Origin of the sequence: Streptomyces sp. NPDC001536 (assembly GCF_042894505.1) — a bacterium.
In the GTDB taxonomy this organism is placed as follows: Bacteria; Actinomycetota; Actinomycetes; order Streptomycetales; family Streptomycetaceae; genus Streptomyces.
In genome coordinates, this window is sequence record NZ_JBIAVQ010000003.1 from 444,400 (window position 1) to 468,828 (window position 24,429).

Annotated in this window: 19 protein-coding genes and 1 pseudogene; 11 read left to right on the forward strand and 9 right to left on the reverse strand. The window is 70.6% G+C overall.

What is annotated here, in order from left to right:
* The first annotated feature begins 66 nt into the window (after positions 1-66).
* Complete coding sequence (locus ACFY0U_RS10980; RefSeq protein ID WP_388633419.1) at positions 67-501, forward strand: hypothetical protein; 435 nt, start codon at positions 67-69, stop codon at positions 499-501.
* 61 nt (positions 502-562) lie between these two features.
* Here the strand turns inward: ACFY0U_RS10980 and ACFY0U_RS10985 are convergent, their stop codons facing one another.
* Positions 563-1,108, reverse strand: coding sequence for an SH3 domain-containing protein (locus ACFY0U_RS10985; protein WP_388633422.1), 546 nt, complete (start codon positions 1,106-1,108; stop codon positions 563-565).
* Positions 1,109-1,250: 142 nt separating this feature from the next.
* Here ACFY0U_RS10985 and ACFY0U_RS10990 point away from each other — a divergent pair, with 142 nt between their 5' ends.
* A complete protein-coding gene (locus tag ACFY0U_RS10990; RefSeq protein ID WP_388633425.1) occupies positions 1,251-1,781 on the forward strand; it encodes a hypothetical protein in 531 nt (176 codons plus the stop codon).
* On the opposite strand, the gene ACFY0U_RS10995 is transcribed toward ACFY0U_RS10990, so the two are convergent.
* Positions 1,696-3,024 carry a PLP-dependent aminotransferase family protein gene (locus tag ACFY0U_RS10995; RefSeq protein ID WP_388633428.1) on the reverse strand — a complete coding sequence of 443 codons (1,329 nt, stop codon included), beginning with the start codon at positions 3,022-3,024 and terminating at the stop codon, positions 1,696-1,698. The two genes, ACFY0U_RS10990 and ACFY0U_RS10995, sit on opposite strands and share 86 nt — an antisense overlap.
* An 88-nt stretch (positions 3,025-3,112) precedes the next feature.
* On the opposite strand from ACFY0U_RS10995, the gene ACFY0U_RS11000 reads away from it, so the two are divergent.
* From ACFY0U_RS11000 to ACFY0U_RS11010, 3 genes are read left to right on the forward strand one after another with little or no spacing between them, the layout of a single operon-like run.
* A complete protein-coding gene (locus ACFY0U_RS11000) occupies positions 3,113-3,859 on the forward strand; it encodes an alpha/beta fold hydrolase (protein WP_388633431.1) in 747 nt (248 codons plus the stop codon).
* A gap of 10 nt (positions 3,860-3,869) precedes the next feature.
* Complete coding sequence (locus ACFY0U_RS11005) at positions 3,870-4,838, forward strand: endonuclease/exonuclease/phosphatase family protein (RefSeq protein WP_388633434.1); 969 nt, start codon at positions 3,870-3,872, stop codon at positions 4,836-4,838.
* Positions 4,839-4,865: 27 nt separating this feature from the next.
* Positions 4,866-6,797 (forward strand): FUSC family protein, encoded by a 1,932-nt coding sequence (locus tag ACFY0U_RS11010; RefSeq protein ID WP_388633437.1) that lies wholly within the window; start codon positions 4,866-4,868, stop codon positions 6,795-6,797.
* 103 nt (positions 6,798-6,900) lie between these two features.
* Here ACFY0U_RS11010 and ACFY0U_RS11015 read toward each other — a convergent pair whose 3' ends face one another.
* Positions 6,901-7,347, reverse strand: a complete 447-nt coding sequence (locus tag ACFY0U_RS11015; RefSeq protein WP_388633440.1) for a DUF2690 domain-containing protein — start codon at positions 7,345-7,347, stop codon at positions 6,901-6,903.
* A 343-nt stretch (positions 7,348-7,690) separates the two neighbouring features.
* Between ACFY0U_RS11015 and ACFY0U_RS11020 the strand changes: the two genes are divergently transcribed.
* Complete coding sequence (locus ACFY0U_RS11020; RefSeq protein ID WP_388633443.1) at positions 7,691-8,848, forward strand: helix-turn-helix domain-containing protein; 1,158 nt, start codon at positions 7,691-7,693, stop codon at positions 8,846-8,848.
* 75 nt (positions 8,849-8,923) lie between these two features.
* Here the strand turns inward: ACFY0U_RS11020 and snpA are convergent, their stop codons facing one another.
* Positions 8,924-9,571, reverse strand: coding sequence for a snapalysin (gene snpA, locus ACFY0U_RS11025; RefSeq protein ID WP_388633446.1), 648 nt, complete (start codon positions 9,569-9,571; stop codon positions 8,924-8,926).
* Positions 9,572-9,743: 172 nt separating this feature from the next.
* Here snpA and ACFY0U_RS11030 point away from each other — a divergent pair, with 172 nt between their 5' ends.
* Positions 9,744-10,670, forward strand: a complete 927-nt coding sequence (locus tag ACFY0U_RS11030) for a LysR family transcriptional regulator (protein WP_388633449.1) — start codon at positions 9,744-9,746, stop codon at positions 10,668-10,670.
* A 20-nt stretch (positions 10,671-10,690) separates the two neighbouring features.
* Here ACFY0U_RS11030 and ACFY0U_RS11035 read toward each other — a convergent pair whose 3' ends face one another.
* The gene (locus ACFY0U_RS11035) at positions 10,691-12,772 is read right to left on the reverse strand and encodes a PhoX family protein (protein ID WP_388633452.1); all 2,082 of its coding nucleotides are present in this window, start codon (positions 12,770-12,772) and stop codon (positions 10,691-10,693) included.
* Positions 12,773-13,066: 294 nt separating this feature from the next.
* Between ACFY0U_RS11035 and ACFY0U_RS11040 the strand changes: the two genes are divergently transcribed.
* On the forward strand, positions 13,067-14,716 hold the full coding sequence (locus ACFY0U_RS11040) for a VWA domain-containing protein (RefSeq protein WP_388633455.1): 1,650 nt from the start codon (positions 13,067-13,069) through the stop codon (positions 14,714-14,716).
* Positions 14,717-14,775: 59 nt separating this feature from the next.
* On the opposite strand, the gene ACFY0U_RS11045 is transcribed toward ACFY0U_RS11040, so the two are convergent.
* Together ACFY0U_RS11045 and ACFY0U_RS11050 are read right to left on the reverse strand one after the other, a co-directional pair.
* The gene (locus ACFY0U_RS11045; protein ID WP_388633458.1) at positions 14,776-15,186 is read right to left on the reverse strand and encodes a hypothetical protein; all 411 of its coding nucleotides are present in this window, start codon (positions 15,184-15,186) and stop codon (positions 14,776-14,778) included.
* Complete coding sequence (locus tag ACFY0U_RS11050; RefSeq protein WP_388633461.1) at positions 15,183-16,877, reverse strand: hypothetical protein; 1,695 nt, start codon at positions 16,875-16,877, stop codon at positions 15,183-15,185. The genes ACFY0U_RS11045 and ACFY0U_RS11050 overlap by 4 nt, the downstream gene beginning before the upstream one ends.
* A 366-nt stretch (positions 16,878-17,243) precedes the next feature.
* On the opposite strand from ACFY0U_RS11050, the gene metG reads away from it, so the two are divergent.
* The 3 genes from metG (at position 17,244) to ACFY0U_RS11065 (ending at position 23,400) form a co-directional block, all read left to right on the forward strand.
* Positions 17,244-18,962, forward strand: a complete 1,719-nt coding sequence (gene metG, locus ACFY0U_RS11055) for a methionine--tRNA ligase (protein WP_388633464.1) — start codon at positions 17,244-17,246, stop codon at positions 18,960-18,962.
* A 122-nt stretch (positions 18,963-19,084) separates the two neighbouring features.
* Positions 19,085-23,029 carry a CHAT domain-containing protein gene (locus ACFY0U_RS11060; protein WP_388633467.1) on the forward strand — a complete coding sequence of 1,315 codons (3,945 nt, stop codon included), beginning with the start codon at positions 19,085-19,087 and terminating at the stop codon, positions 23,027-23,029.
* Positions 23,026-23,400, forward strand: a complete 375-nt coding sequence (locus ACFY0U_RS11065) for a hypothetical protein (protein WP_388633469.1) — start codon at positions 23,026-23,028, stop codon at positions 23,398-23,400. The genes ACFY0U_RS11060 and ACFY0U_RS11065 overlap by 4 nt, the downstream gene beginning before the upstream one ends.
* 49 nt (positions 23,401-23,449) lie before the next feature.
* On the opposite strand, the gene ACFY0U_RS11070 is transcribed toward ACFY0U_RS11065, so the two are convergent.
* The gene (locus ACFY0U_RS11070; RefSeq protein ID WP_388634310.1) at positions 23,450-23,662 is read right to left on the reverse strand and encodes a DUF397 domain-containing protein; all 213 of its coding nucleotides are present in this window, start codon (positions 23,660-23,662) and stop codon (positions 23,450-23,452) included.
* Positions 23,663-23,707: 45 nt separating this feature from the next.
* Positions 23,708-24,362 (reverse strand): annotated as a pseudogene (locus ACFY0U_RS11075) (helix-turn-helix domain-containing protein); the annotation flags it as partial.
* Between the last annotated feature and the right edge of the window lie 67 nt (positions 24,363-24,429).

The following is a 24,429-nucleotide window of genomic DNA, read 5'->3' on the forward strand; positions in this document are numbered from 1 at the left end:
ACTTGCCAGGGGCCCCGCGCAGGTGTGCCCTGGAAACCGGGGGCGAGGAGAGAGAGGAGTCCTCTCATGGCTCATGCGGCACCCGCGTCCGGCGGAATGACCCGCGGTACACCCGATGTCTTCAGCCCACGGGTCCACAAGGCGGCGCGGTACGGCATCCCCGTCGTCCTCGGCCTGGTCTACGGCTACTGGGCCGCGGCCAACCGGCGCGGCGGCGGCGAGATCACCGGCTGGAACATCCTGTTCGGCTTCGTGACCACGCTCGCGTTCATCGTGCTGTGCATCGCGGTGGCGACGTTCGCCCCGCTGCTCAAGCGCGAACTGCACTCGCTGGTGAAGTCCGGCTTCGCGGGCGCCGCGATCGGCTTCCTGTACAGCCAGACCGGCGAGAGCGTGCTGCGGTCCGCGGTCCTGGGACTGGTGGTCACGGCGGCCGTCTTCGGCGTGTTCTTCTACCGCTACTACACGCGCGAGGACGGCGCCGGAAACCGTCTGCGCTGACCCCGAGTGACGTGGGCAAAGGGGCCCGGCAGCCGCTGCCGGGCCCCTTCGTCTCCCTCTCTCACCCACCGCCCGGGAAAATGTCCCAGGCGTCCGCCGAGGACCCGGTGACGCTCCAGCTCCACGAGCCGGAGACAGTCCAGGATCCGGACCCCGACGCGCTCCATGAATCGTTCTCGTACGGGTCGTCCCAGTTGGTCCAGGAGCCGTCCTTCCACTCGGGACAGGGATCGGCGCAGTTCGGCACCGAGTGACGGCCCGTGTCGACGAAGGCGGCGCTCGCCCAGCCCTGGGCGCCTTCGAGCCAGTACCAGTACGGGTTGCCGTTGACTCTCTGCCCCTGGACCTTGCAGTCCACGCGGTCCTGGCTCCACGGCGAGAGCTGGGCGACGACGGGCGAGTGCGTGGTGGGCGCGGCTCTCACATTGAGATCTACGCCGGAGACGATGGTGCCCCAGATCGGACCGCCGGATCCGCCGCCTCCATGACCGTCGGCATAGGTCGGCGGGGTGGCGGCTGCGGCCGGGGTGCCCACTGTCGCGACGGCGAGGGTGCCGCCGGTGAGCAGGGCCGCGGCCAGGGTCCGCAGGGCCGGAGTGGTGCGCATGGATCGGCCTCCTTCTCCCCAGATCCAGGAAACACCCGTTCGGGTGAACCCTCCACCGGAGAGCTCGGCCGGGGGTGCCGTCATGCGCCCGAATGCAGTCACCCCGGTCGCGCACCCGCCCCCGGCCCCCTTGCCTGGAACCGTGCGCCCACCCCTTCGCAACGCCCTGTCGGCCGCCCTGATCGCCCTGGCCTGTCTGCTCGTGCCGTTCGGGGTGCTCGCGGCCTGGGCGACCTACGGCAGGAACGTCGAGCTCCCCCGGCTCAGGCGTCAACTCACCGACCCCTACGTGCCGTTCGAGGTCGCCGGATTCTGGCTCCCCGTCATCGCGCTGGTCCTCGCCGCCGTCGGTATCGCGGTCGCCGCCTGCCGCCGCCGCGCGGTCACGGCGACCTCGCTGGGCACGGCGCTGGGCGGCGCGTTCCTGGGCCTGGCGGTGGCGCTCGGCCGCCATCTGACCCTGACCGACCTGCACGAGCGGCACCGCCCCGCCGCCGGCGCCATCTACGACGCCCTGACCGCCACCCTGCGCACGGTCTCCTGGCTGCTGGTCGCCCTCGGCCTCACCGTGGCCTGCGCCACCTGGCTCACGGCCGCTTACGGACGACGCCGGCAAGCGTCCGCAGCGCCCGTCGCAGATCCCGCGGTGCGGCCGACGCGAGCCCGAGCCTGACCGCGTCCGGCGTCCGGTTCGGATCGACGGCGAAGGCGGGCCCCGGCGTCACGGCGATCCCGAGCGCGGCCGCAGCGGCCGTGAAGGTGTCGGCGCGCCACGGCGCGGGCAGCTCCCACCAGGCGTAATAGACCTGCGGATGAGCCCGTACGACGAACCCGTCGAGCTCCCGGGCCACGAGCCGCTGCCGCTCGGCCGCGTCCGCCCGCTTGGCCTCCACCAGCCGCCGCGCGACGCCCGCCCCGACGACCCGCACGGCCGCCTCCAGCGCGAACCGTCCCGCGCTCCACCCGCCGGAGCGGATCGCGGCGGCCACGGCGTGACGGCGCTCGCGCGGGGCGACGACGAAGCCGACGGTGAGCCCCGGCGCGACCCGCTTGGACAGGCTGTCGACGACGTGGGTGAGCCCGGGCGCGTGGGCGGCGAGGGGGTCGGGGGCGTGCGGGTGGAGGAAGGACCAGATGCGGTCCTCGACGACGGGCAGGTTCAGGTCGGCCACGGTGAGCGCGATCTCGCGGCGCCGGTCCCAACTCATCGTCAGGGAGGTGGGGTTGTGCAGCGTCGGCTGGAGGTAGAGCGCGGACAGCGGGGCGGTGCGATGGGCGGCGGCGACGGCCTGCGGCAGCGGGCCGTCCTCGTCCCCGGCCAGCGGCACCAGGGTGATGCCCAGCCGGGCGGCGATCTCCTTGACCAGGGGATACGTCAGCGACTCCACCCCCACCCGGCCGCCCGGCCTGACCAGGGAGGCGAGGGTGGCGGCGATGGCCTGACGGGCGTTGCCGGTGAACAGCACCTGAGCGGGGTCGGGTTGCCAGCCGGGGGTCGCCAGGAGCGCGGCCGCCGCCTCGCGCGCCGCCGCGGTGCCGGTGGCGGCGGCCGGGAGGAGCGCCTCGGCGAGGACGTCGGGGCGCAGCAGCGGTTCGAGGACGGGCGCGAGGAGCTCCGACTGGCCCGGCGCGGAAGGGTAGTTGAGCTCCATGTTCACGGGCGCCCGCGTCGCGTGCTCGGTCAGCGCCCGCCCGGCGGGACCGGCCGGGGCGGCCCGTACGAAGGTGCCGCGTCCGACCTCCCCCACCACCAGTCCCCGCCGTACGAGTTCGCCGTACACCCGCCCCGCCGTCGACCCGGCGATCCCGCGCCGCCGCGCGAACTGCCGTTGCGGCGGCAGCCGTTCGCCGGGTTTGAGCCGTCCGGCGGCGATGTCGTCGGCGAGCCGGTCGGCGATGCGCCGGTAGTCGTCCACAGGTCCCCCTACGTGCCACGGCGCACGATTGCACCGAGGGCAAAGATCTTATTGCACCGAGGAGTTGGGGCGATCTAGGGTCGGCGACATGGCAACCGTCCCTTTGGTCCTGGTCCATGGCCACCCCTTCGACCACACGATGTGGAACCCGCAGCGCGCGGCCTTCTCCGCCGGCCGCCAGGTGATCACCCCCGACCTGCGCGGCTACGGCACTTCACCACGAGTCCCCGAGGTCACGCGCTTCGAACAGTTCGCCCAGGACATCCGGGAGCTGCTGGACGAACTGGACGTGCGGGCGTGCGTGCTGGCCGGTCTCTCCATGGGCGGCCAGATCGTCATGGACTGCTACCGGCAGTTCCCCGAACGCGTCCGGGGCCTGGTCCTCGCCGACACGTTCCCGGCGGCGGAGACCCCCGAGGGCGTCGCGGTCCGGCACGCCATGGCGGACCGTGTGCTGCGCGAGGGCATGCGGGGCTACGCCGACGAGGTGCTGGAGAAGATGGTCGCCCCGTACGCCTCCGCCGAGGTGAAGGCCCACGTCCATCGCATGATGACGGCCACCTCCGCGCGGGGCGCCGCGGCGGCCCTGCGCGCCCGCGCCGCCCGTCCCGACTACCGCGATCTGCTCACCCGGGTCACGGTCCCCGCCCTGGTCGTCGTGGGTACGGACGACGAGTACACCCCCGTCGCCGACGCGGAGGCGATGCACGCGGCGCTGCCCTCCTCGGAGCTGGTGGTGATCGAGGGCGCCGCCCATATGCCGAATCTGGAGCGGCCGGCGGAGTTCAACGAGGCGCTCGGGGCGTTCCTGACAAAGGTCGACGCGTCCTCCTAGGCTCGGAGCGGTGAGCAGCCCCGCGAAACGGCCCGTACGGCGAAGAGCCGGCATCTGGATCGCCGCCGTGCTCTTCGCCGTCGTCAGTGTCGTCATGGGGTGCCGGCTCGCCGATGTCGACGGGATCACACCCGTCCCCCAGTTCCTCGCCTTCCTGCCCTGGCTGGTCGCGCCCACCGGGGTCGGCCTGGTCCTCGGCCTGTTCGCCCGCTGGTGGCCCGGCGTGGTGTGGAGCGTCGTCCTGCTCGGGCTGCTGGCCTGGTTCATCGAGCCGTACGGGAAGAGCGGTGAGCCCGGCGGGCCCGCGGTCGCCTCCTTGCGGGTGCTGACCTCGAACGTGGAGTTCGGGCAGGCCACCGGGGCGCTGATCGACACCGTGCGGCGGGAGAGGCCGGACCTGGTGTTCGTGCAGGAGTGCGAGTACACCTGCGACGCCGAGCTGAAGCGGACCCTCGGCGGCACCCATCCGCACCGGCGGGCCGTCGAGGGCGGCGGCTCGGCGGGGTCCGTCATCCTCAGCCGGTTCCCGCTGAGGGCGGCCGATCCGATCCCCGGCACGATGGGAATGCCCGGGGCCGTCGCCGATGTGCGCGGCCACGCCGTACGGCTCCAGCTCGCGCACCCGATGCCGCCACTGCCGGGGCAGGTGGACGTGTGGCGGCGTGAACTGGGCGCGCTGCGGGACTTCGCCGCGGAGCAGGCGGGCGGCACGACCCTGCTGGCGGGCGACTTCAACGCCTCCCAGGACCACGCCGCCTTCCGCCGCATCCTCGACACCGGCCTGCGCGACGCCGCCCGCCTCGCCGGCGACGACCGCACACCGACCTGGCCCGCCCGCACCGCGCCGACGCTCGGCGCGCAGATCGACCACGTCCTGCTGTCCTCGGACTTCTCCGCGCAGACGGCCCGCTTCCTGGATCTGGCCGACACCGACCACCGGGCCCTGCTGGTGCGGATCACCCTCCATGTACGGCCATGACATGCGGGAATGACGTGTAATAGGCGCATGTCCCGCATCGGCCTCACACCCCCCGACTGGCTGGTCCGGAACCTCCAGCCCCAGCAGGCGCCGCCCGTCAACTGGGCTGCCGTGGCCCGCGCCGCGATCGCCATGGCCCTGCCGCTGGCCGTCGGGCTGGCGGCCGGCGAAGCGGCCTACGGCGCCCTCGCCTCCATGGGCGCCCTGTCCGGCGTCATCGGCGACACCGCCGACGCGTACCGCATGCGGATCCTCAACATCGCGATCCCGCAGCTGTTCGGCGCGGTGGGGGTGACCCTGGGTTCGCTGGTGTACGGCCATGGATGGCTGGCCGTCGCGGTGGTCACGGGCGTGGCCCTCGTGTCCGGGATGATCTCGACGATCGGCGCGGTCGCCTCGGTGTCGGGTCTGCTGCTGTTGCTGAACTCCGTGGTGGGCGCGGGCCTTCCGATGCCGGGCGAGTGGTGGCTGGCGCCGGTGCTGATGACGGGCGGCGGCCTGCTGGTGCTCGTCCTCGCCCTGCTGGCCTGGCCGTTGCGCTCCGGAGTGCCGGAACGGGCGGCGGTGGCGGGGACCTACCGGACGGTGGCCGATCTGCTGACGGCGTGCGGCACCCCGGACTACGCCGAGGCCCGCCAGGCCGTCACCCAGTCCCTGAACCAGTCCTACGACCTCATCCTCGCCCGTCGCGCCCGCCACCACGGCCGCAGCCCCGAACTCACCCGTCTGCTCGCCCAGTTGAACGCGATCACCCCGGTGGTGGAGGCGGCCCCCGCGGCCCATCTGACGGGAAAGCCGCTGCCGGAGGAGGTCCCGCAGGCGGTACGCCACCTCGCCCAGGCGGTGGAGACGGGCTACACCGGGCCCATAGGGCTTCAGCTGCCGGTGGCCGTGAACGAGACGACCCGCGCCGTCGGCCACGCCCTGCGCCACGCGGCCGAGGTCGTCGCGGCCCCCGACGTGGACCCCCGGGCCATCGCCGACCGCCTCGGCCGTCCGGCCGCGCTGCGCACCCGCGCCGCACGCGCCGCACGCAACGTGGCCCTCTCGGCGGCCTCCTGGCGCTACGGACTGCGCCTGGCGCTGTGCATCGGCGTGGCCCAGACACTGGTCTCGATCGTGCCGGTGCCCCGCTCGTACTGGGTGGCGCTGACCATCACCTTCGTCCTCAAGCCGGACTTCGGCTCGGTCTTCTCACGGGCGCTGCTGCGGGCGCTGGGCACGGTGGCGGGCCTGGTGGTCGCCGCGGCGGTGCTGTCGCAGGTGCCGCGGGGCTGGTGGGACGTCCCGGTCATGCTGGTCCTGGCCCCGCTGATCCCGGCGCTGACGCCTCGCGGGTACGGCTACCAGACGGCGGCGATCACCCCCGTGATCCTGCTGCTCTCGGACGTGCTGAACCACCAGGGCACCGGGCTGCTCGTGCCGCGCCTGGTGGACTCGCTGATGGGCTGCGGGATCGCCCTGGTCGCGGGCTATCTGCTCTGGCCGGAGAGCTGGCACACCAGGGTCGGCGACCGGCTGGCGGACGCGGTCGCGGACACCGCGCGCTACGTGGAGTGCGCCTTCGCTGCCGGTGCCGTGGACCCGCCGGCCCGCGCCCGTATGCGCCGCGGCCTCTACCGCGACCTCTCGGTCATCCGCACCGAGTTCCAGCGCGCCCTGACCGAGCCCCCGCCGACCGGACGCCGGGCGGCGGCCTGGTGGCCCCTGGTCGTCGCCGTGGAACGGATCGTCGACGCGACGACGGCCGCGAGGGTACGCACCAAGCACGGGGCGCCGGTGCCTTCGGAAGCCGAGGTGGCCCAAGTGGCCCTTCAGCTCCGGGAGTTGGCGGAGGGCCTACGGGAGGCCGAGACGCTGTACTCGGTGCGCACGGATCTCACCGGGCCGTCGGGGAGCGTGCTGGAGCCGCTGCGCCAGGAGGTGGCGGCGGCTCGGGCGATCGCCTCGCCGCACTGAGCCGGCCGGCGGAGCGGCCCGAGCGGCTGGAAAGCATGCCCCTCGGGCCGAGGTCCGCAAGGAGGCGGCGCGTATCAGGAAGAGGGACGCCCCAGCGGGAGTCTCAGTAGGACGCGGTGCGGTCCTCGTAGATGCGGGCGCCGCTGTCCCACATCCCCTTCGCGTACGACGTGACATTGGCGTCGTTGACCATGCGGGTGTAGCAGCCCGTCCCATCGGTGGCCACAGAGCAGGAGTACTCGCGCCCGTCGCTGTTGCGGTGGACGGTGGCGTACGGGGTGAACTGGTCCCGCGTGTCATAGCCCGCGTTGGAGATCCGGCCCCAGGCGGCCCGACAGCTGGGGCTGTAGCGGAGTTCGAGCAGCGCCTGCCCGAGCCGCACGCTCTCCACGGTCCGCGCGTCGCCCTGGCAGTAGACAGCGGGGTCCTTGCCGTCGCAGGCCGACCCCGAGCACGTGCTGGCCGCGTGGGCCGGGGTCGCCGCGAGCAGACCGCCGCCCGCCAGCAGGATCGCGGCGGCGGTGCGCGCCCAGGTCTTGGCATTTCTCATCTGTTCTCCCGATGTCGCGTGGTCGAGCTCGTCGGCGTCACGCTGACGGGCCCCGCCGCAACAGACAAGCGGAACGGGTCCACTTGGGACGCTGACACCCTGACATGGCCCCTGAGCTGCGTGTTCGTCGAGCCACTGGGAGGAGGGTGGGAGACGGGCGGAGCGAGCGCCGGCCCCCGGAACGGCCAACTCCCTTCTCCGCCCGGCGACTTCTGGCACATTGGACCGCCGGGATCGTGACCACATCCCGAGCCGACGGAACATCGGGCCGCCGGCACCCGCCGACACGCGCCTGCACACAGCCGGGCCGGGCCAGCGCGCGCGAACATCAGGGGAGTTCATCGTGAACCAATACGAAGAGGCCGAGCGGTTCGCCGCTCAGCTGCGCGCGCTGAGAAAGAGATCCGGGCTCAGCTACGACGCTCTCGCTCAGAAGGCCGGCATCAGCCGTTCCAGCCTGCATCGTTACTGTGCGGGCACGTCCGTCCCGCAGGACTACGGCGCCGTGCACCGCATCGCCACCGCCTGCGGTGCCACCTCCGCCGAACTGCGCGAACTGCACCGGCTGTGGGCTGTCGCCGACACGGAGCGCGAGAGACGGGTGCCGCGGGAGGGGATCGCGCACGGCGATGTCGCGGCCGCGGAGCACGAGGCCGGGCGAAGACCCTCGCCGGACTCCGCCGGACCGGAATCGGCCGCCCCCACCGAGGAGGCCACCACCACCGCCCGGGAACCCGCCACCGCATCCGGGGATCCCTGCCCCCAGGAATCCGCTCCGGCCCCCGGGAGCCGGGAGCCGAGGACAGGGCCCGGTCGGCTCCCGGTGAGCCGTCGGGCCATCGCTCTGACCGCCGCGGCCGCCGTCACCGTCCTCGGGACCGTCGGCTGGGCCGTGTTCCTCTCCTCCGCCCCCGACGCTCCGGCCGAAAAGGCGGATTCACGAACCCTGTTCTCCCCCGCCTGCTCGCCTGTGGTGAGCATGGGCCAGCACGACGAGTGCGTACGGGAGGCACAGACGTTGCTCAAGCGTCATGGCGCCGTCATCGCGGTGGACGGCGACTTCGGTCCTCAGACCCTGCGCCGGGTCACGGCCTTCCAGGTCATCGTCGGCCTCCCGCCGAACGGCGTCGTCACGGCGGCCACCAAGAAGGCGCTCTACGAGTCGAAGGTCCGCATGGACACCTGGTCGCCGAAGAAGGTCCGCGAGCGTATCCGCGAGGTCTTCGACGCAACACCGGACGACGCCGTCGCCATCGCCGACTGCCAGTCCTTCCTGGACCCTCTGCACATCCTGCCGAACACCAACGGCACCAGAAACTGGGGCCTGTTCCAGATATCCGACACCCGGCTGCGTGAACTGGGCGGAACTCCCGGCAAGGCGCTGGATCCCGAATGGAACATCCAGGCCGCCAAACGCCTTTGGTCCCGCGACCAGGACTTCCACGACTGGCCGCACTGTGAGCGCGCCCTGCGGACCAAGGCTTCGGCCACTCCTTCCTGAGCCCGCACATGGGTGCGGCCGCCCTGTGCAGGAGGGCGGCCGCACCGGTGGGGGGTGGGGTCGGTTCTTGTGGGGTCAGTTCTTCCCGGGTCGGTTCTTCTGGAGGGCCTTGTCCATGGCCGCGGCGAGGCCGTTCGCCCAGAGCTGGTTCACCCGGGAGCGCTCGGCCGCGTTCGGCTGGGCGTTGGTGCAGGACGTGCCGGGGCCGCCGCCGGACATCAGCTCGCTGCACGGGCCCGAGTAGTGGTCCGGGAGGCCGAGGACGTGGCCGGTCTCGTGGGCCGTCACCCGGGTGGAGTTGTACTGCTGGTTCTGCCGGTAGTCGAGGAAGATGTAGCCGCTGCCGTGGCCGTCCGTGGAGGCGTAGGAGCCTCTGGAGTCGTTGCCCTCACGGTAGGAGAAGTCGGCGGAGGCGGCCGAGCCGGACTGGAGCTTCACGTTGGAGACCGCGCTGTTCCATATCTGGGTGCTGGAGGCTATCTGCGCGCTGAACGTGGGGGCCCGGGAGGCGTCGTAGACGACCGTCACGGCCGCCGTGCTCGTCGGGTTCGCGGCGCGTTTCTCCGCCACCGACTTCAGGACCGCCTGGAAGAAGGCGTCGGTGGCGTCCACGTTCGTGGTCGAGGTGTAGCCGACGGTCGCCGCAGTCGCGGGAACTGCCGTACTCAGGCCGAGCGTCGCGAGACTGAGGCTCAGTGCCGCCGCCATGACGGGCTTGCGCATCGATGACTCCTTGGTGGGGGGTGAGTCGTCGATGTGAGTCTCAGGGGCCGTGCGGCCGCTGTGATGATGGCAATCGGGGATAGGGCCGGGCTATCAGGGCCCCGATTCGCCTGCGTAGACGGCGATTTGTGTGTCTGGTGGAAGCTGTGAGCCCGCCTTAGTCTTCCAGGGCATGGAGCTCGAGGTGAGGCACCTTCGCGCGCTGTGCGCCATAGCCGACACCGGCAGCCTGCACCGGGCCGCCCGTCAACTGGGTGTCGCACAGCCCTCGTTGAGCACACAGCTCAGACGTATCGAACAGGAGCTGGGCGGGGCGCTGTTCCGGCGGGAACGGACCGGATGCCGGCCCACCCCGCTCGGACGGCTGGTGCTGAGCCGCGCCCGGCCGCTGGTGGCCGAGATGCGCTCCCTGGTCACCGAGGCGCGAGCCGCGGCCATGGGCGGGCCGCAGCTGCGGGTCGGGTCCACCGCCAGCAGAGCCCTGTCGGGCTGGCTGCGAAGACTCAGGGCACGCGGCCAGGAGCCCACCCTCCACATGGACGTCTCGCCCAACGCCCTGCTGCGCATGGTCGCCGACGGGCAGCTCGACGTCGCCTTCGTGCACGAGGTGGAGGGGTGCCCCCTGCGGATACCGGAGGGCCTGCGGCTGCGCGTGCTCGTGGAACGGGAGCCGCAGTTCGTGTCCCTGCCCGCCGACCATCCGGCCACCGCCAAACCCGTCGTCGACCTCGCCGACCTGGCCCAGGACCGCTGGATGATCGACCCCACCGTCGACGGCGAATGGGACGCCGTGCACCGGATGTTCCGGGCCGCCGGACTCAACCCCCGTGTCCTGCACGGCGATTACCACACGGCCGCCGCCCTGGTCGCCACCGGCGAGGTCGTCACCGTCTGCCAGCCGTCCTGTCTGCCCCGCCCCGAGATGGCCGTACGCCGGCTGCGGGGCGACCCGCTCGGCGTACGGCTGCTGCTCGCGGCCCGCACGGAGACGGACCTGGACGGGGTGCGCCCCGCGCTGGAGGAGGCGTACTGGGAGGCGGCGCGGCAGGCGCCGGCGTACCGGGAGTGGCTGGAACAGACGATTCCAGCCACTCACTGAGCGTCCTTCTTCAAGGGAGCTCAGACGCCGATGTCGTCGCCGTCCTTGCGCCACACCGCCACGACCGCCGGGCGGACGATCTTGCCCGGTCCGTCGGGCCAGACGCTCGCCGGGTTCTCCACCGTCGCCCCGCTGATCTCGCCCGGGTGCTGGACGGCGACCAGGACACGGCGGTCCTGGACGATCGGGCCGCAGGTCTCGGCGCCGATCGGCATGGTGAGGAACTGCTTGAGCTCACCGCGCCGGTCGCCCTTGGTCGCGACGCCGAAGAGGCCGTCGTGGTAGCCGAGCTGGGCGCCGTCGGTGGAGATCCACAGGTTGCCGTGCGGGTCGAAGGCGACGTTGTCCGGGCAGGAGATGGGGCTGACGCGGTCCTTGGGGAACCCGGCGAAGTAGGTGGCCGGGTCGTTCGGGTCACCGGCGACGAGGAACAGCAGCCAGGCGAACTTCGTGCTCTCGGGCCGGTTCCAGCGCTCGGTCAGCTCCAGGATCTGGCCGTGCTTGTTGGCGTTGCGCGGGTTGGCCTCGTCGGCCGGGGCGTTGCTGCCGACACCGCGGTTGGTGTTGTTGGTGAGGGCGACGTACACCTTGCCGGTGTGCGGGTTCGGCTCGATGTCCTCGGGCCGGTCCATCTTGGTCGCGCCGACCTTGTCACCGGCGAGACGGGTGAAGACGAAGACCTCGTCGGCGGTCATGCCCTCGACGTGCGAGACGGCGCCCTTGGCGGTCGCGGTGGCCAGCGGTATCCACTCGCCGCTGCCGTCGAACTCGCCGTCGGAGGGCAGCTTGCCGGTGCCGTCGATCTCGATGGCGGGGGAGTCGCCGGTGAGCTTGGCGACGTAGAGCGTGCCCTCGTCGAGCAGCGAGAGATTGTGCTCGCGGACGGCGCGACCCGTGCCCCTCTTCATGCGCTTGCTGCTGACGAACTTGTAGAAGTAGTCGAAGCGCTCGTCGTCACCGGAGTAGACGACGGGGCGGCCGTCGTCGGTGAGCCGGATGGTGGCGCCCTCGTGCTTGAAGCGGCCAAGGGCGGTGTGCTTGCGGGGGGTCGAGGTGGGGTCGTACGGGTCGAACTCGACGACGTATCCGAAGCGGTGGACCTCGTTGGGCTCCTGGGCGACATCGAACCGCTTGTCGAAACGCTCCCACTTGCGCTCGGTGGCACCCGTCCCGATGCCGTACCGCTTGTCGGTGGCCCGGCTGCTGTTGGCGAAGTACTGGTTGAAGTTCTCCTCGCCGTGCAGGCTCGTGCCCCAGGGGGTCGTTCCGCCCGAGCAGTTGTTGAGCGTGCCGAGGACCTTGGTGCCGGTGGGGTCGGCGGAGGTCTTCAGGAGGTCGGAGCCGGCGGCGGGCCCGGTGAGCCGGAATTCCGTCGTGGCCGTGACGCGACGGTTGAGGGGGTGCCGGGGTACGACGGTGAGCTTGCCGGTCTTGCGGCTCTCCTCGACGACGACCGCGGACAGGCCGTGCGCGGCCCAGGCGATCTCGACCTGCTCGCGGGTGGGGTTGGCGGCGTCGTAGCCGCGGAACATGAGCACCTCGTCGGTGTACTCGTGGTTGGCGACGAGGAGCTGCTTGCCGTGGCCCAGCGGGAGCAGGGTCAGGTAGTCGTTGTTGTACCCGAACTGACCGGCCTGGGCGGCGGCGGTCTGCTTCTCCGGGTCGAAGGCGGGCGCGCCGCGCAGGATGGGCTCGCCCCAGCGCACGACGACGTTCTGGGCGTAGCCGTCCGGGACGGTGACCTGGTCGGCGGTGTTGGGCGCGACCGGGGTGAAGCGGAGGCCGCGGGCGGCCTTGCCGCTGCCGGGCTTGTACGAGGCGGCGGTCGCGTCGGTGGCGGCGGCGGCCCGCGGCGCGTTTCCGACGACGGCGGCACCGGCCGCGGCGGTGACTGTCACGACGGCGGCGGCCTGCATGATCGACCGCCGGCTGACGGCACCGGCGATGACGTCGCCGACGTACTCGTTGGCGCTGGTGTTGGGCGCCTCGTGGAAGCAGGCGTTGCCACACCGGTACAGGCAGGTCAGGGCGGAGCGGCCGCCCGGGTGCGCGTCAGTCGGCTCGGATGACGACGTTCTGATGATCGGCAGCAGTTTGCGCATTTTGTGTTCCCCTTGCTTCCCCATGGAATCCCCTTGAATCCGCGTCACGGACGCTAGGAGCCCGTTTGTGCGACAGCGGGGACTCTCGGTGAACTGCCGGTGAATCCGAGGTAGCGGTAAGGGAGTTGGGGGGCCGGGAGAGGATGGGGGCCGGACTGTGGCCGGTTGGCGGTCTTGACGGAGGCAGGGTCCTGTGTCCGCCCCTCCCCAAGATCACCATCCCGGGCCGCTAACCTTACGTGTCCGTCCTGGCCAGGGATTTACGGGCATCAACTCACGCGAAGGGTTGCGCACATGGGCATTCTCACTCTCCTGCGGAACGCGTTCGGCCGGTCACGCAAGGGGCGTAGCGCCGAGGCAGAGGGTGCGGAAGGGACAAAGCCGACGGTGCCCTCCCCGTCGCCCGAACCCTCGACCCCGACCCCGGCCTCGGCCCAGGTCCCCGAGCAGCGTCCGTCTTCGTCGACGTCCCTGTCGACGCAGGAGGAGCACGATCTGGTATCGGCCGCGTTCGACAACGTGACGGTTCCGAAGCCGGCCGGGCCGGTGGAGGGGCGGGAGCCTGCGGCGGGCTCCGCGGAGACCGCGCCGGTGACCGCCGAGGAGGCTACGCCGGTCGCCGAGGAGCCGGTCGAGGCGTCCGCGCCGGTGGAGCAGTCCGCGCCGGTGGTCGCGGAGCCGGTCGAGGAGTCCGCGCCGGTGGTCGAGGAGACCGCCGTGGACGGGACGGCGGCCGAACCCGTCACGGAGGAGGAGCCGGCGACCGAGGAGCCGGTCGCGGTGGCCGAACCGGAGCCGGTCGCGGCGGTCGAGACCGAGCCGGTCGTGGAAACCGCACCTGAGCCGGTCGCGGAGACCCAGCCGGAGACCCAGCCGGAACCCGCCGCCGAGGAAGCCCCCGCCGAGGCCCCGGCCGCGGAAGAGGCACCCGCCGTCGAAGAGCCGGCCGCAGCTGAGGCACCCTCCGTCGAGGCGCCTGTCACGGACGAGCCCGCCCCGGAGCCCGCCGTAGCGGCCGAGGCCGACGCTGCCGTAAAAGCCGAGACCGCGGAGCCCGCCGTAGAGACGGAGCCCGAGCCGGTCGCGGTGGCTGCCGCCGAGGTCGACCCCGAACCGGCGGCAGAGTCCGCGCCGCAGCCGGCCGTCGACGAGCCCGCCACCCCCGAACCGATCGCCCCCGAACCGGTCACCCCCGAACCGATCGCCGCGGCCGCCGACGGCGAGTCCGCCCCGCAGGGGCCACCCGCGGTCGACGACGAAAGCAGCACGGGTGGTGCGGGTGGGAACACCGACGCCGAAGGCGAAGCCGTGGCGACGGTCGACCACGACGCCGCCGCCCTCGCCCTCGCCAAGGCCGGCCTCACCACCGCCCGCGCCAGGACCTACCTCGTCCTGGACCGCTCCGCGAGCATGCGCCCGTACTACAAGGACGGCTCCGCCCAGGCCCTCGCCGACCAGACGCTCGCCCTCGCCACCCACCTCACCCCGGACGCGGACACCCCCTCCGTCCACGTCGTCTTCTTCTCCACCGAGGTCGACGGCACCACCGACCTCACCCCCGCCTCCCCGAAGGACGCGATCGACGAGGCCCACGCCGGCCTCGGCCGCATGGGCCGTACCAGCTACCACGCCGCCGTGGAAGCCGTACTCGCCCATTACGACAAGACCACCCCCGACGCGAAGACCCCCGCCCTCGTCATCTTCCAGACCGACGGCGCCCCCGACGCGAAGACCCCCGCCACCCAGGCCCTCACCGACGCCGCGAAGACCCACCCCAGCGTCTTCTTCTCCTTCGTCGCGTTCGGCGAGCACGAGAACAAGGCCTTCGACTACCTCCGCAAACTGAAGACCGACACCACGGCCTTCTTCCACGCCGGCCCGACCCCCAAGGAACTCACGGACGCGGAGCTCTACGACGGCGTACTGATCGACTGGCGCCCGTAGCACGCACAGGTGGAAAACACCGACGGGGCCCGGCACTGCCGGGCCCCGTTCCGTTTCCGTCAGCCCGCCGCCAGGCCCAGCAAGGCCAACGCCGAGGCGATCAGGGAGGTCACCGGCTCCACGTCCGCACACAGCTGCCTGAGCTGGTCGAGCATCGATCCCGCCGCGCGACGCTCTCCGTCGTCGGTGATGCGCTGGTTGCGGATCAGACGTAGCAGAAGCCGACAGGTGTCGGGATCGGCGATGCCCTGTCCCCCGCGGGTCAGGACGGCGTCGAGTTCATCGAGGATCCGGGACCACTCGGCGACGGTTGTCGCCGACCCCGCGGGGATGCTCACATGGTGCGCGACAGAACCGGTCGAATGTGCCAGGTTCTGAACGTCTCCCATGGCGCCGGTGTTGTAGACACCGCTGTTGGAGCCCCCCGATGACTCACCGTCCTGTGCGTCACGCCGATTGAAGATCGTCACGAGTCGCCTCCTCCGGAAGGGGCCGTCTTTTCCATGGTCGCGGTCGAGTTCTGGGCACCGGGCTGGTTCTGGACGTCGCCCATGACCCCGGAATTGACGACACCGCTGTTCTGCAGGATGTACGTGGCCTGTTGCAGGAACGCACTGATGTCGACGTGGTGCTCTTTGAGGAAGCCCAGTGCGGCACGGAAGACACCACGCTGCATCCAGTCCACGTGCCTGCGTGCGTCGTCGAACTGGAGCATGTCGTCCATGAAGCGCGAGGAGTAGACCTCGCGCAGACTCACGGGCCCGCGTCCGGGGTCCATTGGCGCTCGGGCCGGGCGCAGGGGTGCGCGCAGCCGATTGAGCAGTGCGAAGACGTCCAGCAGCGCGTTGAGGGCTGTACGTACATGCCAGCCCGCCCCACCACGCTCGGCAGCCTTCACCCCGGTGCGCAGAGTCGGGTGTATCGGATTGATGACCTGCGCTCGGATGGTGATGCGCAGAAAATGGTGCTCGTACGCGAAGCTGACGTACAGCGCGGCAACGAGTTCACCGTCCCAGGAGACGATGCGCGTGCACAGCAGCCGGCGGGCTTCCTTCGTGGCGGAATTGGCCCCTTCCGCGCCGGTACCGAGCCGGGCGAGGGCGATCAGGGAGGCCCATTCGGCGCCGGTGATGTCGTCCCAGCGTTCCGCCGAGACCGCAGCCACGTCGAAGACGTCGAGCCTGTTCTCCGGGTGGTGGGCAGGCCGGTGGTCGATGAGGCGGCGCATCTCGCCGGCCACATGGCGATGCAGTTCGTCGGGGGTGAACGCGACGACGCCCCGACCTGCGGTACCGCCCAGGATCTCGTCGACGCTCTGAAAGGTCTGGCGTACGAGCTTCTCCTCTTCCGTCTCGTCCTTCAAGGCCTCTTTCTCAGCGGCCGAGGTGACGTCGATCCCTATGGCCTGCTCGAACCACACGTCACCCGCCCCCACCAGGTGGTGCAGACCCACGCCGTTGTCCCGCAGCCGCAGCGTGTACGGCACCACCAGGCCGTCTCTCTCACGCGGGTCGCGGCGCAGCATCCGGCGTCGCCAGGGACCTATCCACCAGCGCAGGTCGTGCGGCCCGCGTCGCTCGGCCCAGTGGGCGCGACGGAAGCCGACGTAGGCGAGGAGACGGTCGGCGTAGCAGGCTGCCCAGGCGCCACCGAACAGCACCGGCAGGACCGGGCCGAACCCGGCGGTCACACCCGTGACCACGGCCGCCGCGAGCACGCCGAGCAGCAGGACTCTGCGCAGGATGGTGAGTTTCTCGGAGCTCGCCGCGCTCTGGAGGACGGGTGTGAGGTGGAAGCCGTGGGGCGGTACGGGGTGTCCACGGCTGATGCGGCGGCGCACCCAGCGAACGTACGCGTGGCCGAGCGGCACTGGCCACTGGACGTCCGAGGGACGAAGACGTTCGGTGGCAGCCCGCAGTGCCTCGCTCCGCTTGCGCTGGTCCCGGCGGGTGAGGAATATCCAGGCGAACCTCGGGACGATGACCGCGTACGTGGTGGCCAGCCGCGCCATCGTCTCGACGTGGTCGTCACGCAGGTAGGCCGCCGCGCAGAGCCAGTGCGTCGCGTCGGAGAGGTCGGCGTGCTGTGTGCCGACAGCCGGTGCCGCGGTCTCCGTGGCCCCGCCTCCGGGTACTGCCGTCCCGCCTCCCGGAAGCGGCATGACGGGTTCCTTGCGCAGTGTGAAGCGACGCTGCCTCGGTGCCGTCAGACCTGCCGAAGATCCTGGTGAGCTGTCGTGATCAAGGTCATCGGCGCCCTCGTCCACCCGCTCGAAGTTTGTGCCCAGGCCCACTGCCCCGCCCCCTCCACTCTCCGGTGGTGGGTGACAGGGTGCAGATGCTCCCCCTTCCGGAGAAGAGGGCCTCGGCTGCGGTGGCTCCTTTTCGGCCAGTCCGTATTCGCTGCCCGGAGACCTGTCTGCGGAGTCCTTCCACCCCTCAGGACGGAAAGCGGGCGGCCCACCCATGTCGGCTACGATTTCTTGGTTCGTAAAGCGTCACGAAATCCGACCTGGGAGCAGCCCCCGATGGCTCGACACCTCATCACCAGCGCCCTTCCCTACATCAACGGGATCAAGCACCTGGGCAACATGGTGGGGTCCATGCTCCCGGCGGACGTGTACTCCCGGTACCTCCGCCAGCGCGGCCACGAGGTCCTCTACATCTGCGCCACCGACGAGCACGGCACCCCGGCGGAGCTGGCCGCGAAGGAGGCGGGGCTGAGCGTCGCCGAGTTCTGCGCGCAGGCGCACGACGCCCAGAAGGCGGTCTACGACGGCTTCGCGCTGGCCTTCGACTACTTCGGCCGCAGCTCCAGCGAGCAGAACGTCGAGATCACCCAGCACTTCGCACGCCGCCTCAACGAGAACGGCTTCATCGAGGAGCGGGCGATCCGCCAGGTGTACTCCCCCACCGACGGCCGCTTCCTCCCGGACCGCTACGTCGAGGGCACCTGCCCCCACTGCGGCTACGACAAGGCCCGCGGCGACCAGTGCGAGAACTGCACCCGCGTCCTGGACCCCACCGACCTGATCAACCCGCGCTCGGCGATCTCCGGCTCCACGGACCTGGAGGTCCGCGAGACCAAGCACCTCTTCCTCCTCCAGTCCAAGCTCCAGCACGAGGTCGAGGAGTGGGTCTCCCGCCACGAGGCCGAGTGGCCGCAGCTGGCCTCCTCCATCGCCCGCAAGTGGCTGACCGAGGGCCTGCACGACCGCGCGATCACCCGTGACCTGGACTGGGGCGTACCGGTCCCGGCGGACACGTGGCCGGAGCTGGCGGCCGAGGGCAAGGTCTTCTACGTCTGGTTCGACGCCCCGATCGAGTACATCGGCGCGACGAAGGAGTGGTCGGACCTGGACCCGGAGAACCGGGACTGGAAGTCGTGGTGGTACGACGTCGACGCCGACGTCCGCTACACGGAGTTCATGGCGAAGGACAACGTCCCCTTCCACACCGTGATGTTCCCGGCGACGGAGCTCGGCGTCCGCGAGCCCTGGAAGAAGGTCGACTACGTCAAGGCCTTCAACTGGCTGACGTACTACGGCGGCAAGTTCTCCACGTCCCAGAAGCGCGGCGTCTTCACGGACCAGGCCCTGGACATCCTCCCGGCCGACTACTGGCGCTACTTCCTGATCGCCAACGCTCCCGAGTCCGACGACTCGTCCTTCACCTGGGAGCACTTCACCGCGACGGTGAACAAGGACCTCGCCGACACCCTCGGCAACTTCGTCAACCGCGTCCTGTCCTTCTCCAAGAAGCGCTTCGGCGAGGAGGTCCCCGCGGGCGGCGAGCCCGGCGAGGCGGAGACGAAGCTGGGCGAGCAGATCGCCGAGCTCCTGGCCGAGTACGAGAACCAGATGGAAGCCCTCCAGTTCCGCAAGGCCGCGGCCGCCCTGCGCGCCCTGTGGTCCGCGGGCAACTCCTACCTGGAGGAGAAGGCCCCCTGGCTGGAGATCAAGACCGACCCGGAAGCCGCGGCCCTGACCCTCCGCACGGCGATGAACCTGATCCACCTCTACTCGGTGGTCTCGGAACCCTTCATCCCCGCCTCCTCGGCCGCCATGCGCCAGGCCTTCACCCTCAACGACGACACGGCCACCTGGATCAGCCCGACCGAGGCGAAGTCCCTCACCGCCGTCCCGGTCGGCACCCCCTTCACCGTCCCCCCGGTCCTCTTCGCCAAGCTCACGGAAGAGGACCTGGAGACGTACAAGGAACGCTTCGGCGGCGAGCCGGCCGCGTAACGCGACAAGCAACCGAGGGGCCCGGAACCGGCGTTCGGTGCCGGGCCCCTTCTCCAATGGGAAGACTGAGCCGCCATACGCAAACCCTGGAGAGGTCGCTTTCAGCGACGGTAGTATGACGTATGGTTACCGGTCTGGCTGTGGACGCCAATGGGTTTGAGCTGGTCGTTGATGACCAACGGGTCGGTCCCCGCCGGATGTTGCAGACCGCTGACATCGAGCTACTCAATGCCGTCGCCGGTCAGTATGTGGATGCCGTGCGTAACGGCTCCAAGGACCGGGCGCTGCTAGCAGTGGGACGCGAGTTGTATCGGTGGCTCGACGGCGACCTCGGTCAGTTGACGCGCCTGCTCGATGAGGCGTCAGGGCCGCTGGTGTTCGAGGTCCGAGCGCCGGCCAGGCCGTCTGCAGCTGCGTGGGCGTTACTGCGGGCCCCGTACGAGCTGCTGGCCGCTCCCGAGGGCGGGTTTCTGGCCGCCGAGGAGTCGAAGCTGTTCGCCGTGGCGCGTCGGCTCGGTCACCCGAGCGGGGCGCAGGCCCTGGACGGGTACCGACTCGGGGTGGCGTTCATGGCCTCGGCGCCCCGGGGCCAGCACGAGCTGGACTTCGAAGCCGAGGAGATGGCCATCCTCAACGCCGTTGGGGAGACGAGCGTTGATCTCGTCGTAGAGGACTCCGGCAATCCCGAGCGTCTTGGCCTACGCCTGTCCGAGCTCGGCGGGATGCCGGTGGTTCATCTGTCGTGTCACGGGCTGCACAACTGGCGCCCGGGGCCTGACGGGCCCGCCACCCCTGTCCTGCTGATGGAAGATGATCTCGGGGACGGGCGTCCGACGAGCGCGGACGCGCTGGTGCGCCTGTTGACTCCTCGGCCACGGCTGGCGTTCGTGTCGGCCTGCCTGACCGCCACCGGTGCCGACGTGGCCGGGCACGTTCCCGCCGGCGCCGGCCACCGCGGCGGTCCCTCAGCCGAGCCCGGCCTGCCGGTGGCCCACTCGATGGCCACCGGGCTGGTGGCCGCCGGGATTCCCGCGGTCATCGGCTGGGACGGCTCGGTCAGCGACCAGGCCGGCACTCGTTTCGCCGAACGCCTGTACCAGCAGCTCAGCCGCCGTGTCGAGGTGGCCGAGGCCGTCGCGGACGCCCGCCGCCATCTGCTGGCCTGTCCCGATGAACGCCAGCGCGCCGACTGGCACCTGGCGCGGCTGTGGCTGGGGCCGGCCGGTGGTGGCCCGCTGGTCGCGGGGATCCGCAAACGTCAGATGGTGCCTCCGCACCATGTGACCAAGACGTTCCTGGACCGCAAACACCAACTGCCGGTCGCGGTCGCGGAAATGTTCGTCGGCCGCCGCCCGGAAATGCAGCACACGCTGCGGGCCCTGCGCGGCGGGCAGAAGGCCGGGGTCCTGCTCCACGGGCAGGGACGGTTGGGCAAGTCGAGCCTGGCCGCCCGCATCGCCGACCGTCACCCCAACCGAGCCGTCGCGGTCGTGTTCGGCGACTACACCCCGACGGCGATCCTCGACGCCATCGCCGACGCTGTCGCCACCAACTCCGATGCCCGCACCCTCATCGAAGCGAGGCGCGCCGAGGTCCGCCAACACCCGGACCGTCTCAAGCCACTACTGATCGATCTGCTGGCCGGACCTGCCGCCCAGGAACTCGACGACGTTCGCAAACCCCTCCTGCTGATCATCGACGATCTCGAACAGATCCTGACCGCCAACCCTGACGGCCCGCACCGGCTCGATCCCGAGCACGCCACCGTGCTCGCCGACGTGCTCTCCGCGTTCGACCCGGCCAGAACCGACAGCCGACTCCTGGTGACCAGCCGCTACACGTTCACTCTCGACGGGTTGGAGGCCCGGCTGGAACCTGTCCAGTTGCAGCCGCTGTCGCCGGCGGCCCAGCTCAAGCTCCAACGTCGTCAGCAGGCCCTCGCCCCGGCCGGGTACCCGACCCAGCGCGCCCAGCTGGCCCAGCGGGCTCTCGACGTCAGTTGCGGCAACCCCGGGCTGCAGGACCTCATCGGGCTGCGCCTGGTCTACAGCGACCAGGTCGACCAGGCCCGCGCCGAGACCGCCGTCGCCGACATGGAGGCCTACCTTCACCAGGGTGACCTCCCAGCCGACAACTCCGACATCGGCGAGTTCCTGAAGAACCTGGCTCTCGACGCCCTCCTCGCCCAGGCCGGACCCGCCCACCGCGACCTGTTGCGGGCCTGCACCTTGTTCACCGTCCCGGTCCCGCACCCCGTCATCGACGTCCTTGCCACCGCTGTCGGCGGATCGGCGTCCCGCCTGTGCGGCCTCGGGCTCCTCGACGCCTTTCCCGACCAGTACCGCCCCGACATCCCGGCCTTGGCCGTCAACGCCCTCACGGCCGGACGCCTGGCCCCCCTCAACCCCGACGAGCGGGCCGCCCTCGCCACGCTGGCCGCCGAACCGCTGTACGCACAGTGGGGCGGTGCCACACCCCGGACCGCCCGCGGCAGCGACCTGGACCTGCAACTGACCCAACTGGCCCTGGCCGCCGACAACCCGACCATCACCGCCGACTGCGCCGCCAAGGCAGTGTCAGCCCTGCGGCAAGGCCCAGCCTCCACCGCCGCCGAGCTCGGCCACCACGCGATCACCCTCCTGGACCGCCACAACCACGAGGTTCCCGTCACCCTGCTACGGACTGTCGCCGACGCGGCCGTCACCAGCGGCGACGGCGACCACGCCGACACCCTGCTCCACCGTGCCATCCAGCAGACCCAGACCAGCAACGGGCAGACCAACCCGGCCGACCACGCCACAGTCCTCTACGATCACGCCAACCGCCTGATCACCCGTGGCGAGGTCGACCAAGCCGAGGACCTGCTCCACCAGGCCCGCCAACTGTTCACCGACGCCGGTGACACCCGCTCGGCCGCGGTCACCTGGGGAAAAATCGCCGACATCCTCCAGCAGCGAGGCGAGGTCGACGAGGCCTTGCGGATCCGCCACGAGGTCACCCTGCCCGCGTTCGAGCGGATCGGCGACACCCGCGAGGCCGCGGTCACCTTGGGAAAGATCGCCGACATCTTCCAGCGGCGGGGCGAGGTCGACGAGGCGCTGCGGATCCGCCGCGAGGTCGAACTGCCAGCGTACGAGCGGATCGGCGACACCCGCTCGGTCGCGATCACCTGGGGCCAGATCGCCAACATCTTCCAGCGGCGGGGCGAGGTCGACGAGGCGCTGCGGATCCGCCGCGAGGTCACCCTGCCGGCATTCGAGCGGATCGGCGACACCCACTCGATCGCGAACACCTGGGGCCAGATCGCCAACATCTTCGAGCAGCGGGGCGAGGTCGGCGAGGCGCTGCGGATCCGCCGCGAGGTCACCCTGCCGGCATTCGAGCGGATCGGTGACACCCGCTCGATCGCGGTCACCTGGGGCCAGATCGCCGACATCTTCGAGCAGCGGGGCGAGGTCGACGAGGCGCTGCGGATCCGCCGCGAGGTCACCCTGCCCGCGTTCGAGCGGATCGGCGACACCCGCGAAGCCGCGATCGCCTGGGGAAAGATCGCCGACATCTTCCAGCGGCGGGGCGAGGTCGACGAGGCGCTGCGGATCCGCCGCGAGGTCGAACTGCCAGCGTACGAGCGGATCGGCGACACCCGCTCGGTCGCGATCACCTGGGGCCAGATCGCCAACATCGTCGAGCAGCGGGGCAAGGTCGACGAAGCCCTCGAACTGCAGCTCAAGCGCTTGGAAGTCAATGAGCAGCTCGGCGATATGGACGGCATAGCGGCAGCCAACTGGGACCTTGCGCGAATCGAACTGAGTCGCCGGGATCTCAACGCGGCGGTGCCGAGGCTGGTCACCTCGTTTCAGCTCCTTCTGAAGCTTCAACGGCCGGATGGCATCGCGGTCGTCGGGGCTACCTTGGGGCAACTTCTACTGGCCGCGGGTGAACACGGGCAGGCCCGACAGATCTTTCAGACGAGCCGAGCCGCTGCCGCCAAAATCGATATGTCGGATGTTGTTGACCAGCTAGACGAGCTACTGAAAGCCACCGACGACGGAAACGAGAAATCATGATCATCGAGTTCGTCGGAGCGGACACCGAAGCCGCCGGAAAGAGCATTGCCGCGTTGACCGCGAGCTGGGGCTACCCACCCGAACCAGCTCCGACAGCGGAACCTGCGACCAATCCGGACACCAAGGGCGTCGATCCCGTCGCGGTCACTTCCCTGCTCGTGTCCATTCCATCGGCCATGCTCGCAGTCGCGGACATCGCCGACCGTATCCGCAAACGGCGCCGCGCCAGCGAGCTCATCGAACGCGCCCAACAGCTCAGCGCGCAGCAGGCAACGGTACGGCTCGTGTGCGAAGACCGCTCCGTCGACCTTGCCGCTCTCACCCCCGACCAGCTTCTGGATCTCGTCGCCGACGAACCTTCAGCGACCTGAACCCATCACACACCCGTCGGCAGCTCGCTCGCGCAACAGATCAGCGGGATCAGTTCCCGGACGCGTACGCCACGAAGTCCGCCCATGCCTCGGGAGCCAGCGCGAGGCGCGGGCTGGTGCCGTGGTACTTCGAGTCACGGACGTGAATGGTCGCCGGGGTGGTGGCGACCTCCACGCAGGAGTCGCTGTCGGGGCCACTGCTGTAGCTGCTCTTGAACCACGCCAGTTCGGAGGCGTCACCGGCTGTGGACTTGCGGATCATGTTTCTCCCAGCAGTCGTTCGACGAGGGCCAGCGACTCCCTCGGAGGCCGTGCCGTCCTCGAACTTCAGCAACTCGATCCTGCCGCTCATGCCGGGGTGCGGCGCGCTGTCCAGCGACATCACCTGAAGCGTGACGTTGGACAACCTCCCCATCTCCAGCAGACGTTCGAACTGCTGTCGCCGCACCATTGTGCCTCCGACACTGCGGTGCAGCGTCGCCTCTTCGAGGACGAAACCGAGGGCAGGAGGGGTGTCCGTTCGTAGATGGATCCAGCAGAGCCCGCGCGTGCTCAGGCGTTTGCAGCAGTCCGTGGATGTTGCTGCACTCGTACACCCCGATCTCGACCGCCTTCGCCTCCATCTTCGCCAGCGCCCGCACCTTCTTCGGGTACCGGACCTTCTTCACGTCCTCCCAAGCCGCCGAGATGAGCCCATCCGCCCCCAACACCTCGTCGGCCTTGTCCAGATACTCCTGCCGGGGAATCCGCTTCCCTCCCTCGATCTTGTAGACCAGGTCCTCGCCGTACCCGACCGCCTTCGCGAACTCGGGCACCCGCATCCCCACCGCCTCCCGCCGCAGCCTCAACTGCCGCCCCACGGTGGCGATGACGGCCACACCCCAGTCATCGTCCGGATCCACCTCCCAACCCGGCTCGCCCGCCTCCGTCTTGAGCCGCCCCGCCTCCGTGTCCACCGACATCCCGTACCCCTCCGTCGTACGACCTTGCCGCAACGCCTTTACCCGCACGCACCCTCTGGACAGCCCG